Here is a 12,101-nt window from a genome sequence, read left to right on the forward strand (position 1 = left end):
GAGCGCCGTCGTGGCGGGCGGCCGTGAACCCTGAACACATCCCCTGTGTCTGGTCGATGATTTTCTTGGTCTTCGCCGTGGCGAGCAGCGTCACCATTGGCATGATATTCAAGCATGCCAGCCGGCAGCAGCTGGACCGGACGGCTCTCCTGACCGTGAATTACGCCGCGGCCGTGGCCGTAGCGGTGGGGGTCCTCGGCGTGGGGGGGCGGGAAATCGATCAGGGCCTCGCCCTGTCGGGGCCGCTGGTGGCGCTTGGGGCGGGGACAGGGGCCGTGCTGATTGCAGGGTTTTTCGTGCTGGCGTGGGCCACGGAGGTGGCGGGCATGTCGCTCGCGATCGGGGTCATGCGGGTGTCTGTCGTCGTTCCCTTTCTGGCGTCGTGGGGCGTGTGGGGGGAGGTGCCCAGCCCGGCACAGGGCGTGGGGATGGTGTTGGCCATGGGGGCGTTTTTCTTGCTGGCGCATCAGCGATCGGCCCCCGATCCCGTCCCTGCAGGGGGGGCTGCCACGACCGAGCCGACGGCCCCTTCTCGTTCGCCGGTCTGGTCCCACGTCGATTGGTTCGCCGCGGGCGTACTGGCCCTCACGTTCTGTGCGGGGGGCGCCATCGATGTGCTGATGAAGACATTTGAAGAAGGCTTCGGGGCCGAGAACAGCCGGGTCCTGTTTCTGCTGCTGGCGTTCGGGGTCGCCTTCCTCGTGGGCGCCGTCATCGTCGTGCGTCGGGGGCTCCGAGACGGGGCGTGGCCGACGCCCCAAACCGTTGGGTGGGGCGTCCTGCTCGGCCTTGCGAACTATGCCTCCCTTGAGTTTCTGCTCCGCGCCATCGAGGGGCTCCCCGGCACGTTCGTCTTTCCGGCGAACAACATCGCCATCATGGTCCTCGCGGCCCTCCTCGGGGTGGTCGTTTGGGGGGAGCAGCTCTCCCGCCCCAATCGCATCGGCCTCGGCCTGGGCTGCGTCGCCCTCGTGCTGCTCGGGCTGTGATGCGCCGCCTGCTCGCCGTCTCGCCGCCATCGTCCGTCGTTGCCGACCATGACCCCCCACGTGCGTGCCGCCATCGGGGGCGGTGTGATCGCAGGGCTTCTTCTGGTGGTAGGGGGGCTGCTTTGGGACCCGGGCCCGTCGGACGCGACGGTACGGAAGACGGTCCTCACGACGATTCAAGACGAGGCCCCGGCGTCCTTCCTCGTCACGGGCACCCTGGACATGCGGGCAACGGTGCGGGTGGACTCGGCGCAGTACCTCACGCCCTCGTGGCTGACGTACCTGCTGCGACAGACCCAGCCGAGCGCCCTGCCCCTCCTGCGGGGCGGGTCGGAAACGCAGGTGCGGGTGCCCGGGACAGTGTCCTATGGCTTCGATGTGCAGACGCTCGACGCGTCGATGATTGCGGTGGACGACCGGGGGCGGGTGGGCGTGGCCCTGCCCTCGCTCGCCGTCTACGGCGTGGAACCGGACCTTGGCCGACTGGAGGTGCGCTCGCGGACACGTGGCTGGATGCGGGTCCTGCCGTCCGACATGCCGGCGGCCGTCCGACGAGAGGCGCTGGGGGCCGTCAAGGCAGCCTTCCGGGAGCAGGCGGTGCGTCGCCTTGGGGCCGCCACCCAGCCGCGCGTCAACACCGCACGGGCCCTAAAGAAAATGCTTCGGCCGGCCCTGGAGGCCGCCGGGGTGGAGGCGCCCCAGTTTCGGATCCGGGTCGGCGACGAACTCGTCCTCCAACCGAAGGGCGGATAGGCGCAGTCCGTGCACGCACCACGCGTTCGGGGCGGGGCGTGATTTTGAGACACCGACGGAAGGGGCCCGGTAGGCGGGAAAGTCCTTCAACTTTCAGTTTGAATTGAAACCGCGCCCCCCAGCCCCTGTACGGGGTCTTCGGCGACTCAATCGTGGAAGAGTCGGCCGTGGTTTCGTGACATGTAAATCCTGACCCAGTACGCTCCGGATGGAGGGGTCCGCCACACCATACGTCGACACCCCGTACGGCCTCCTCACGGAGGGCGGACGATGGTACCACGTCACGGAGAGCGACGTGGAAGAGTATGCCGGGGCGGTGCTCAACCACGTGCCGCTGGCACAGCTGCTCCGCTGGGCGGACACATGGGTCGACTCCGCCAGGACCGTCACGGTCTGGGCGTTGCCGTTGATGCTCTGGGGGCTTCCCGTGGGATGGGCGGTGGGAGGAGCGCTCACGCTGTTTGTCGCGTGGGCCCTGTTGAGCCCGTCTCTGCCGAGCCTGCTGGCGGTGCGGGCCGTGTCCGCGCTCGACCACGTGCTCGCGCAGGCGCTGTACTACGTGGTGGCGATGAGCGCCGTTGCCGCCGCGGAGATGTACGCGGCGCTTGGGGCCGGCCTTTTGGGATTCGTGCTCCTGCGGTGGGGGGTGCTGGGGTGGGCAGCCGGGTATGTGGTCCGTCCATTGCGCCGAGCGCTCTATCCCTTGCCGGTGGCCGACCAGGTGCTCCGGGGGTTGATCGTCCGGGTGGCACTCAAGCATCGCCTGTCCCTGCCGCAGGTCGACGACATCACCAAGGACATCCTCGATAATCTGCATGATCGCCAGGGGACAGACCCGGACGACGCGTAGACGGGCGTCCAGGCGTTCGCAGACTCTGTCTTTTCGTGCACGGTCCCCACAGTGGTTTGTATGAGTGACGGCTTGCGACCTCGTGCTGCGGAGGCACCGACCACCCTGTACCTGGTTCGGCACGGCGAGACCGAGTACAACCGACGGGGCATCATGCAGGGCGGGGGCATCGACAGCACCCTGAACGCGACCGGCCGCGAGCAGGCCCGGGCACTGGCCCGCCGGTTCGCGTCGGCGGACATCGATGCGCTGTACGCCAGTACGCTTCGGCGGGCCACGCAGACCGCCGATATTCTCGCGACGACCCACGATCTGCTCTCGCGTACCCATCTTCGAGCCCTGAACGAAATGGATTGGGGCGTCTACGAGGGGGAGGCTCCATCTCCGGAGCGGGACGCGTCGGTCGACGCCCTCAAATCAGCCTGGCGTGAGGGGGCATACGATCGGGGGCCGAAGGGGGGCGAGTCCATCCGGGAGGTGCAGGGCCGGGCGCGACAGGCGCTCCGGCACATCCTTGCACGAGAGGCCGGGGGAACGGCCCTCGTCGTGACGCATGGCCGGTACCTGCGCGTGTTGCTCGCGACCCTCCTCGACGCGTACGAACTGGAGCACATGCCCGAACTCGACCACTCCAACACCTGCGTCAATCAGGTGGTCTACGAGCGGGGGCAGGCACGGGCCGAGCGGCTCAACTGCACGGCCCACCTCTCAGGGGGCTGTGCCTCGGCCCCTGCCTAGCCGATCCGCCACGCCTCATGGCAGACGGTGCGAGCGGCCTCCCCCGCCCGCTCCTCCCCTTCACCCACGACCCGTTTTTCTCACGCACACCTCCATGCTCGATCTCGATCCCACCGTCATTCGTGACATCGAGGGGGCCGACGACGTCCGTGCGGCCCTGGCGGACCGGATCCGTGATGCGACCCGGTCGTCGGCCGCCCGGACGGTTCGCGTGAGCGTGCCGGTGCCGGGGCGCATGCGCCCCATCGACTGGGTGCGGGCCCGGTCGTCCGCCGAGGCGGTATACTGGTCGGGGCGGGACGAGGACCGCACGGTCGCGGCGTGCGGCACGGCGGACGTGGTGTCGGGCAGTGCGGCGCCCGTCGACTACCAGGCCCTCGGCCGCGTCCTGGACGAGCGCCTGGACGGCGCCGATTCTGGGGTCCGATACTACGGGGGGATGCGGTTCGACGCCGGGCAGCCGACCGCCCCGAACCGACCCGACGGTCGCTGGGCGCCGTTTGGCACGTATCGCTTCGTCCTGCCTCGGTTTGAGTTGGTGGAGGCGGACGGCACGCTGCGGCTCGTGTGTGCCTTGGTGCTTCCCCGCGATGCGGAGCGCGTGGACGAGATTGTGGACGCGCTTGGCGCGGTGGCGCTTCCGGTCCCCAGCGAACACACGGCCCTGCCCCGCCCCCACCAGCGACAAGACGTGCCGGGCCACGGCGAGTGGACCGACATGGTGCGCTGGGCACTCGACGCGATAGACGGCGGGTCCCTCGACAAGGTGGTGCTGGCCCGACGCGTGGCCCTCTCGCTCGGCGCGCCGATGGACCCCCTCCTCGTGCTGAGTCACCTGGAGCCCGCGACGCCGGGGTGCTACCACTTTGCGGTGCGTCCGTCACGGGGGGCGGCGTTCGTCGGGGCCTCCCCGGAGCGCCTCTTTCGACGGGCGGGCCGGACCGTCGTCAGCGAAGCGGTGGCCGGCACGCGGCCCCGGGGGGAGACGGCGGCGGCGGACGCGCGGCTCCGGCAAGAGCTCCTGCAGAGCCCGAAGGAGCGCCGCGAACACGCGTTCGTGCGGGACGCCATCCGGGACGACCTGAACCGGGTCTGCCGCGAGGTCCGCATTCCGAAGAAAAGGGGAGAGTTGGCGTTGGCCCGCGGACGCCATCTTCACGCCCGCATCACCGGTACGCTCCGCCCCGATACGGGGACGACGGACGTGTTGGAGGCGCTGCATCCCACCCCAGCGGTGGGCGGGGTGCCGACCGATGACGCCGTGGCGGCGATCCGGGCCCGAGAGCCGTTCGATCGGGGGTGGTACGCGGGGCCCGTTGGGTGGGTGGGGCGCGACGCCGCCGAGTTTGCAGTGGGCCTGCGGGCGGGCCTCGTGGAGGAGGCGCAGATGGCGCTGTTTTCGGGGGCGGGGATCGTTGAGGGGTCGGCGCCGGACCGGGAGTGGGACGAGATCGAACAGAAGATTGGCGACTTTGCCGCCATCATGGGCGTGAGCGATCCCCGGATGGCCTCCCGGTAGTTCTTCTGATCAACCAAGTGCGCCTGTGGCCCATCAGTCCTGGTCCGTCCTCGACGCCCCGAATCCCACCTACCTGTGGACGCAGCTGCTCGTCGAGGAGCTCGTGCGGAATGGCGTACACACCTTCTTCGTCGCGCCGGGATCCCGTTCTACGCCCCTCACGGTCGCCATTGCGCGCCATCCGGAGGCCGAATCGGTGCTGCACGTGGACGAGCGGGGCGCCGCGTTTGCGGCACTGGGCGTGGGGCGCGCCGCGCGGGGGCCCGCCGCCTGGGTCACGACCTCCGGAACCGCCGTCGCGAACGGCCTGCCCGCCGCGGTGGAGGCGTCGGTCGACGGCGTGCCGATGCTCCTCCTCACGGCCGATCGCCCGCCTGAGCTGCGCGATACAGGGGCCAACCAGACGATCGACCAGGTGAAGATCTTCGGGGACTACGTGCGGTGGCAGGCCGATGTCCCCCCGCCGTCCGACGAGGTGGACCCCGCATACGTCCTGACGACGGCCGACCAGGCCCTGCACCAGACCCTCCGGGCGCCCGCAGGCCCCGTGCACGTGAACTGCATGTTTCGGAAGCCGCTGGAGCCGGTGGAGACGGAGGCGTCGGTCGCCGTTCCGACGGCCGTCGACGCGTGGGCGAGGGGCACCGAGCCGTACACGCACTACCCGACCCCCGCTCCTTCTCCGCCCGGCCCCGAGGTCGACGCGCTCGCCGAGACGGTACGTGGGACCGAGCACGGGCTCGTGGTGGCGGGGCGGCTCGACTCGGCCGCGGCGGCCGACGCGACCCGACGGCTGGCCACGCACCTCGGCTGGCCGCTCATTCCCGATCTTACGTCGCGTCTCCGTCGGGGCGGGCGGGAGCAGCCGGAGCAGGTGCCGTACGGGGACCTGGTGCTGACCTCGGCGGCCTTCCGGGAAGGCCATCCGCCCAGGGTCGTTCTGCAGGTCGGGGGGCGGTTCGCGTCGAAGCGGCTGCGTCTCTTCCTGCGCGATAGCGCTCCCGAGGTCTGGGCCGCTGTGCGCCCGGATCCGTCCCGCATCGACCCGGATCACCGGGTGACGCACCATGTGGAGGCGGCCGTTCCCGCGGCGGTCGACGCGCTGGTTGCGCGGCTGGAGGAGGGCCCGAGGGGCACGACGTGGCGCGACGACTGGGCCGGTGCCAGCGAGCGCGCCGGGGCCGTCGTGCAGGCCCACGTGCAGGAGTCGGACACGCTCACCGACCCGCTCGTGGCCGCGCTTCTCACGGAAGAGATGCCGCCGGAGCATGCGCTGGTGGCGGCCAGCAGCATGCCGGTGCGGGACCTTAACCGCCACGCCGCCCCAAGCGGGACGGGCGGCCCGGCCTTTGCCAACCGGGGCGCGAGTGGCATCGACGGGACCGTGGCAACCGCGGCGGGCATTGCCGAAGGACGAGACGGCCCGGTGACGCTCCTGATCGGAGACCTCGCCCTCCAGCACGACCTGAACGGGCTGGCCCTTCTCCAAGACCGTCCCATCGTGGCGATCGTCGTCAACAACGACGGTGGAGGCATCTTCCACTTCCTGCCCATCCGCGAGCACGACGAGTTTGACCCGTACTTCACGACGCCCCACGGGCAAGACTTCGAGCACGCGGCGGCCCTGTTCGACCTGCCGTATCATCGCCCGGACTCCCCGCCGGCCCTCCGCAGCGCCTACGTGCAGGCCTGTCGGTCTGGCGAATCGGCCCTCATTGAGGTCCAAACCGATCGTGCGACGAACCGGCAGGTGCACGATCGGCTGGAGGCATCGGTCGAGAGGGCCGTGGAGGAGGGGTGATCTCGGCCAGACACCGGGCGTGCATTGTGCTACGTGTCGACGGCGTGTGCACCCGTTCGGGAAGCCTGCTCGTCACCCGGCCGTCTGCTCCCGGTAGACGGCCTCGATGCAGTCGGCAAGCGACAGGGCCCAGTCGAAGTTGAAGGCCTCGAAGCCGTCCAGCACCTTCGTCTGCTTCATCTCGTCCAGGGACGCCCCGGCCTGGCGCTGCTGAGTGACGTACTCGTTGAGCGCCGAGAGAAAGTCGCGCATCACCAAGAGGTCCTCGCGCCCACCGGTGACGCCAAAGTCCGGGTTGCCGTGGCCGTGAATGACGATCGTATCGTCGTCGAGGGCCCCGTGGATGGTTTCGAGACTGTCAATCCACCCTTGGGAGTCCGCCCCCCCACCGACATCGATAAAGGGGTAGGCCCGGTTGAAAACCAGGTCGCCCACGTGGACGATGTTCGCGTTCTCGAAGACGACGATCGCGTCGCCGCCCGTGTGGGCCGGGCCGCGGTAGCGAAGCGTGATGGTCTCGTTCCCGAGGGGCTCGGACCACGTGTCCTGGAACGTTTCCGTCGGGTACGTTTTCTCGTCGGCCGTTCCGTCCTCGGCGCCGGCCCGCATCAGGTCCGGCACGTTGGCGTGCGCCACGAGGCGGTCGGTGTGCCGGGCAAAAACGCCGTTGCCGCCAATGTGGTCGCCGTGGTGGTGCGTGTTGATGACCATCGCGAGGGGACTGTCGGACCGTTCGCGGAGGCCGTTCCAACAGTCGGGGGCCGACTGGGGGGACTGCGTGTCGACGACCGCGAGTCCGTCGTCGGTGGCGAGCCACCCGATGGTGCCCCCGCGCTGGGTGAAGGTGCCGATGCCGCCCCGGAGGGACGTGAAGCCGTCCGCGGAGGCGAGCCAGGCGGGGAGGGACGAGAGGGCCGGAGCGGCGGCGAGGGCAAGGCCGCACTGGCGAAGAAATGTACGGCGAGACGACATGGAATTGGGGGGAATTGTTGCGATAAAATGTAGAGTTCAACGTAGCCCCCGCCGGCGGCGAATGCCAGCGCACCGGCCCGCGAAGAGACAAGATTTTCCAACCCTGGCGAGCCTCACACGCAAGGGGGGATGGGATCGTCTCCGTCCTCCAGGGCGTTGAGGTGTGCGCTTGTATGCACGCTCGTCTTGTTTGCTGCACCCCCTGACTACTCGCTCATGAACGATTCGACGGACGCCCAGGACGTGAGCCAGGCACGTGTCTGGCTGTGGGCGGCCCGGCCCAAAACGCTCGGGGCGGCCGTCGCCCCTGTGCTCGTCGGGACGGGGATGGCCCTTGAGGCCGGCGCGTGGCACCTTCTCTCGGCGCTCCTGGCCCTTGCCGGGGCGGTGCTCATCCAGGTCGGGGTGAACTACCACAACGACTACGCCGACTACGTGCAGGGCGCGGACACCCCAGAGCGCGTGGGGCCGCTCCGGGTCACGCAGGCCGGGCTCGTGGCCCCTCAAACGATGCGACGGGCTACGATTCTGGTCTTCGGCCTCGCCGTGATGGCCGGCCTCTACCTCATCGCGCGGGGCGGATGGCCCATTCTGGCCGTGGGCGCGGCGTCGATTGGGGCGGCCATCTGGTACACCGCGGGCCGGTATTCGCTCGCGGCCCTCGGGCTGGCCGATGTGTTTGTGTTCGTGTTCTTCGGCCCCGTGGCGGTGGGGGGCACCTACTACGTGCAGGCCCTGTCGCTGCCGACAGAGGTGCTCCTCGCCGGGGGGGGGCCGGGGCTGCTGTCGATCGGCATTCTACTGGTGAACAACGTTCGGGACGTGGCGGAAGACCGTCGGGCCGGCAAGCGGACGCTCGTCGTGCGCTTCGGCCGGCGATTTGGGGTCGCCGCGTACGGGGCCTGCCTGGTCGGGGCCCTGTTGCTCGCAGGACTTTTGGCGGCGGGCCTGTTCGGGACGACGCCCCACCCGTGGGCGGCCCTGCCCCTCGGGTTGCTCCCGCTCGCGATCGGGCCCATCCGGAGACTGTCCGAGACGACGGATCCGGAGGCGCTGAACCCACTGCTCGGGGCGACCGGCCGCATCCTGGTGCTCTGGGCCCTCCTCTTCGCCGTTGGCTGGAACCTCTGATGCCCCCGTGCCCGTGACGATCTCGGAGAGTGCTTTGTACAGGTACGCGCTTCCGCTCACCGCGCCGCTCCAGCTGGGGGGCGAGGCGGTGACCCGGCGCCGGGGCGTGCTCGTGCGGCTAACGACGGAGGAGGGCTGCGTCGGCTGGGGCGACGCCGCGCCCCTGCCGGGCTTCAGTGACGAAACACTGGGGGACGTTGAACAGCACGCCCGCGCCGCACTTCCTCGCTGGACAGGCAGATCCTTCTTCGACGCTCAGGGGGACCTTGACGCCCTGCTGCAGGCCCTTCCCTTCGAGGCGGAGGCCCCGTCGTCCTTCCGGTTTGCGGTGGAAGGGGCCCTGGTGGGGGCCGCTGCCGGGGCGCACGAGACGTCTGTCCCGCAGATGCTGGGGACGCCACGACAGACCGTGGCGCTGAACGCCCTGCTCCCGCGCGCTGGGGAAAACGGCCCCACGCAGGCCGTGCGGCGGCAAGAGGAGGGCTACCGGGCCGTCAAGGTGAAAGTGGGGCGGGGGGACGTCGAAGAGGATGTCGCACGCGTCCGGGCGATTCGGGAGGCCCTCGACGCGTCCGTTGCCCTTCGTGCCGACGCAAACCGCGCCTGGTCGTTTGATGAGGCCGTGACGTTCGCCGACGGCATCGACGATCTGCACATCGCCTACGTGGAGGAGCCCCTCGCCGACCCGGCCCGCCTGGACGATTTCATCGAGAGAACGAGTCTCCCCGTGGCGCTCGACGAGACGACCCGGGAAGCCCCGCCCGCAACCCTCCGAGGCCTGCCGGGCGTGACGGCCGTAATCCTCAAGCCGACGCTCCTCGGGGGCCTGCTGCGCACACGAGAGTGGGGGCGCGTCGCACGAGATGCGGGCGCGGCCCCTGTCCTCAGCGGCTCCTACGAGTCCGGGGTCGGGATTCAGATGCTCGTGGCGCTGGCGGCGTCCGGGCCGGCGGTGCCCGTGGGCCTGTCCACGTACGACCGCCTCGCGGCCGACGTGTACGACCCTCCGCTCCCGATCGGCGGCCCAAACGTGGACGTGCCCGCCGTCGCGACGCCCTCCACGGCTCGCATCGCGTGGGGGCGGCTCGATCTCATCGAACGCGTTTCGGCCTGATCCGCACACCATGGCTGCCGGCCCCTATGCCCCGTGTCCGATTCATCGCCACGCCCAGGCGCGTCCCGATGCCTTGGCGCTCTGGACGCCCGACCGACGGTGGACGTACGCGGCACTTGACGCAGCGGTCGCGGCCACCGGCCGGCACCTGCGGGAGCGGGGGTGGGCCGACGGGGCACGTGTCGCGCTTCGGCTGCCGCCAGAACCGGCGTTTGTGGTGCTGCTGTGGGCCTTGTGGCGCGAGGGGGCCGTGGCCGCCCCGATCAGTACCCGCCTCCCGGACGTGGAGGCCTGGCGGGCCACGAGTCGGCTCCACGCCCGTGGTCTCGTCACCCGGAACCGTGAGGCGCTAAACGAGGGAGGCGGGGGGGCAGACGCCGTGCCTCCCGAGTCACTCGTGGTCCGAAATGCCACGAGCAGGCCCGCGTCGACCGCCCGGTCGATCCGTCGCCGGGCGACCATTCTCTTCACGTCCGGCAGCACGGGCCGCCCAACCGCCGTCCTGCACTCCTGGGCAAATCATCTGTACAGCGCGAAGGGGGCGAACGCGAACGTCCCCCTCCGGGTCGGGGATCGGTGGCTGCTTTCGTTGCCGTTGTATCACGTGGGGGGACTGGCCATTCTTGTCCGGTGTGCGCTGGCCGGGGCCGCCGTGGCGGTGCCGGGCCGGGACGCGTCTGTTTCGGAGGCGGGGGCCACGACCGGGGCGACCCACCTGTCCCTCGTGCCGACCCAGCTCCGTCGCCTCCTGGATGCCCGACAGGGGCGGGCCCCGGAGCGGGTGCGCGCCGTCCTCGTCGGAGGGGGGCCCATTCCGTCCGGGCTCCTGCGCCGGGGCTCCGATCGGGGATGGCCCCTGCACACCAGCTACGGCTCCACCGAGATGGCATCGCAGATCACCACGACGTCCCCTGGGGCCTCGCGTGCGGACCTGCAGACGGCCGGGCGCCGGCTCCCGCACCGCCGCGTGCGGATTGCGGAGGACGGCCACATCCTCGTTGCGGGGCCGTCCTTGTGCGTGGGCGTAATCGAAGGGGACACCCTCCGGGATCCGCGCGAAGACGGCTGGTACCCGACGGGCGACGTGGGGCACGTCGACGCACAGGGACGCCTCCACGTGCAGGGACGTGTCGATCGGCAGTTCGTCTCGGGGGGGGAGAACATCCAGCCCGAAGAGATTGAGGCGGCGCTCGAACGGGTCGACGAGATCGAGCGGGCGGTGGTCGTGGCGGTTCCCCACGAGGCCTACGGGCATCGGCCCGTGGCCTTCGTCCGGACGCGCGGCCCCCTGCGGCCGGACGCCTGGCGCCAGACGCTGTCGACGTCCCTGCCCAAATTTAAGCTCCCGGATGCCATTCGCTCCCTTCCCGAGGCCGCCGTGGACGGGCAGTTGAAAGTGGACCATGAGGCCCTGCGTCAACGGGCCCGGAGGGGGTAGAAGAAACGGCGCCCGGTGCCCAGAAGATCGGGATTGCGTTCGGAAAACGATGCAGGACTGTTGCATTCGGCGGGCCTGCCCGTTTCCTTAAGGACGCACCAGCAGTCGATAAACACCCCTCTTCGATACGTCCCGAAATTGGAAGCGCTTCCGAAATGGACACACCGCCCCCTGTTCCCGACGTGACGCCGCTGCATGGAGAGCGGATCACGTTTACGCCGCTCCGAATGGAAAACATCCACACGCACTTCCGCTGGAACAACGACCCGGAATTGAATCGCCTCGACAGTGAGGTGCCGTACGAGGAGGAGTCGTTCGGGGCGTTCAAGGGGCGGTTCGAGCGCATGTGTGAAGAGTCGTCCCCCTCGACCCGGACGTTCGAAATTCATGCCCTTGAGGAGGACACGCTCATCGGCGTGGCCTATGCGGCGCACATCAATCCGCACAGCCGCCACGCGAAGGTCGGCATCACGATTGGGGATCGGGACTACTGGGGCCGTGGCTACGGTCGCGCCTCGTTTGAGATGCTGCTCTCGTACTGCTTCGATCAGGGAAACCTGCACCGCGTGAGCGCGGAGACCTTCGAGTACCACACGGCGTGGCGGGATCTGATCGAAGGAATGGGGTTCACGAGGGAAGGGACGGCGCGGGACTACCTGCGCCGAGACGGGCGCTACTGGGACAAGGGCCTGTACGCCCTCTTGGCACCAGCGTATCGGGCACGCCGGGGGGAGGCACGGCAGGAGCCGTCCGTGGAGGCGGCGTGAGGAGGCCTGCAGGGAAACAGAGGTGGGGA

Annotated in this window: 11 protein-coding genes; 10 read left to right on the forward strand and 1 reads right to left on the reverse strand. The window is 69.8% G+C overall.

The genetic code is table 11. The annotated features are described in order from the left end of the window. Positions 1-56 precede the first annotated feature (56 nt). The 6 genes from OJA40_RS14975 (at position 57) to menD (ending at position 6,650) form a co-directional block, all read left to right on the forward strand. Positions 57-989: a hypothetical protein gene (locus OJA40_RS14975; RefSeq protein ID WP_263792712.1), complete on the forward strand. Its 933-nt coding sequence runs from the start codon at positions 57-59 to the stop codon at positions 987-989. A 48-nt stretch (positions 990-1,037) separates the two neighbouring features. Continuing rightward, entirely contained in the window at positions 1,038-1,742 is a 705-nt protein-coding gene (locus OJA40_RS14980) for a DUF4230 domain-containing protein (protein ID WP_263810997.1), read from the forward strand. Between the two features lie 208 nt (positions 1,743-1,950). Further along, positions 1,951-2,592: a hypothetical protein gene (locus OJA40_RS14985; RefSeq protein ID WP_263810998.1), complete on the forward strand. Its 642-nt coding sequence runs from the start codon at positions 1,951-1,953 to the stop codon at positions 2,590-2,592. A 60-nt stretch (positions 2,593-2,652) separates the two neighbouring features. Continuing rightward, positions 2,653-3,330 (forward strand): histidine phosphatase family protein, encoded by a 678-nt coding sequence (locus tag OJA40_RS14990; protein WP_208427623.1) that lies wholly within the window; start codon positions 2,653-2,655, stop codon positions 3,328-3,330. A 94-nt stretch (positions 3,331-3,424) separates the two neighbouring features. Next, a complete protein-coding gene (locus OJA40_RS14995; protein ID WP_263809575.1) occupies positions 3,425-4,849 on the forward strand; it encodes an isochorismate synthase in 1,425 nt (474 codons plus the stop codon). A gap of 25 nt (positions 4,850-4,874) precedes the next feature. Beyond that, positions 4,875-6,650 carry a 2-succinyl-5-enolpyruvyl-6-hydroxy-3-cyclohexene-1-carboxylic-acid synthase gene (gene menD, locus OJA40_RS15000; RefSeq protein ID WP_208426458.1) on the forward strand — a complete coding sequence of 592 codons (1,776 nt, stop codon included), beginning with the start codon at positions 4,875-4,877 and terminating at the stop codon, positions 6,648-6,650. A gap of 72 nt (positions 6,651-6,722) precedes the next feature. Here the strand turns inward: menD and OJA40_RS15005 are convergent, their stop codons facing one another. Further along, positions 6,723-7,622, reverse strand: coding sequence for an MBL fold metallo-hydrolase (locus OJA40_RS15005; protein ID WP_208426459.1), 900 nt, complete (start codon positions 7,620-7,622; stop codon positions 6,723-6,725). Positions 7,623-7,838: 216 nt separating this feature from the next. Here OJA40_RS15005 and OJA40_RS15010 point away from each other — a divergent pair, with 216 nt between their 5' ends. The 4 genes from OJA40_RS15010 (at position 7,839) to OJA40_RS15025 (ending at position 12,072) form a co-directional block, all read left to right on the forward strand. Then, positions 7,839-8,753, forward strand: a complete 915-nt coding sequence (locus OJA40_RS15010; RefSeq protein WP_263809572.1) for a 1,4-dihydroxy-2-naphthoate polyprenyltransferase — start codon at positions 7,839-7,841, stop codon at positions 8,751-8,753. Positions 8,754-8,760: 7 nt separating this feature from the next. Continuing rightward, a complete protein-coding gene (gene menC, locus OJA40_RS15015; RefSeq protein ID WP_263811000.1) occupies positions 8,761-9,867 on the forward strand; it encodes an o-succinylbenzoate synthase in 1,107 nt (368 codons plus the stop codon). Between the two features lie 10 nt (positions 9,868-9,877). Beyond that, positions 9,878-11,305: an o-succinylbenzoate--CoA ligase gene (gene menE, locus OJA40_RS15020; RefSeq protein WP_208426461.1), complete on the forward strand. Its 1,428-nt coding sequence runs from the start codon at positions 9,878-9,880 to the stop codon at positions 11,303-11,305. A gap of 155 nt (positions 11,306-11,460) precedes the next feature. Further along, the gene (locus OJA40_RS15025) at positions 11,461-12,072 is read left to right on the forward strand and encodes a GNAT family N-acetyltransferase (RefSeq protein WP_208426462.1); all 612 of its coding nucleotides are present in this window, start codon (positions 11,461-11,463) and stop codon (positions 12,070-12,072) included. The last annotated feature ends 29 nt before the right edge of the window (positions 12,073-12,101 follow it).

It is taken from the genome of Salinibacter pepae (assembly GCF_947077775.1).
In the GTDB taxonomy this organism is placed as follows: Bacteria; Bacteroidota; Rhodothermia; order Rhodothermales; family Salinibacteraceae; genus Salinibacter; species Salinibacter pepae.

Bases quoted from the DNA above. Each gene is read 5' to 3' on its own strand.
- OJA40_RS14975 (WP_263792712.1), top strand. From the start codon at position 57: ATGATTTTCTTGGTCTTCGCCGTGGCGAGCAGCGTCACCATTGGCATG.
- OJA40_RS14980 (WP_263810997.1), top strand. From the start codon at position 1,038: ATGACCCCCCACGTGCGTGCCGCCATCGGGGGCGGTGTGATCGCAGGG.
- OJA40_RS14985 (WP_263810998.1), top strand. From the start codon at position 1,951: ATGGAGGGGTCCGCCACACCATACGTCGACACCCCGTACGGCCTCCTC.
- OJA40_RS14990 (WP_208427623.1), top strand. From the start codon at position 2,653: ATGAGTGACGGCTTGCGACCTCGTGCTGCGGAGGCACCGACCACCCTG.
- OJA40_RS14995 (WP_263809575.1), top strand. From the start codon at position 3,425: ATGCTCGATCTCGATCCCACCGTCATTCGTGACATCGAGGGGGCCGAC.
- OJA40_RS15005 (WP_208426459.1), bottom strand. From the start codon at position 7,622: ATGTCGTCTCGCCGTACATTTCTTCGCCAGTGCGGCCTTGCCCTCGCC.
- OJA40_RS15010 (WP_263809572.1), top strand. From the start codon at position 7,839: ATGAACGATTCGACGGACGCCCAGGACGTGAGCCAGGCACGTGTCTGG.
- menE (WP_208426461.1), top strand. From the start codon at position 9,878: ATGGCTGCCGGCCCCTATGCCCCGTGTCCGATTCATCGCCACGCCCAG.
- OJA40_RS15025 (WP_208426462.1), top strand. From the start codon at position 11,461: ATGGACACACCGCCCCCTGTTCCCGACGTGACGCCGCTGCATGGAGAG.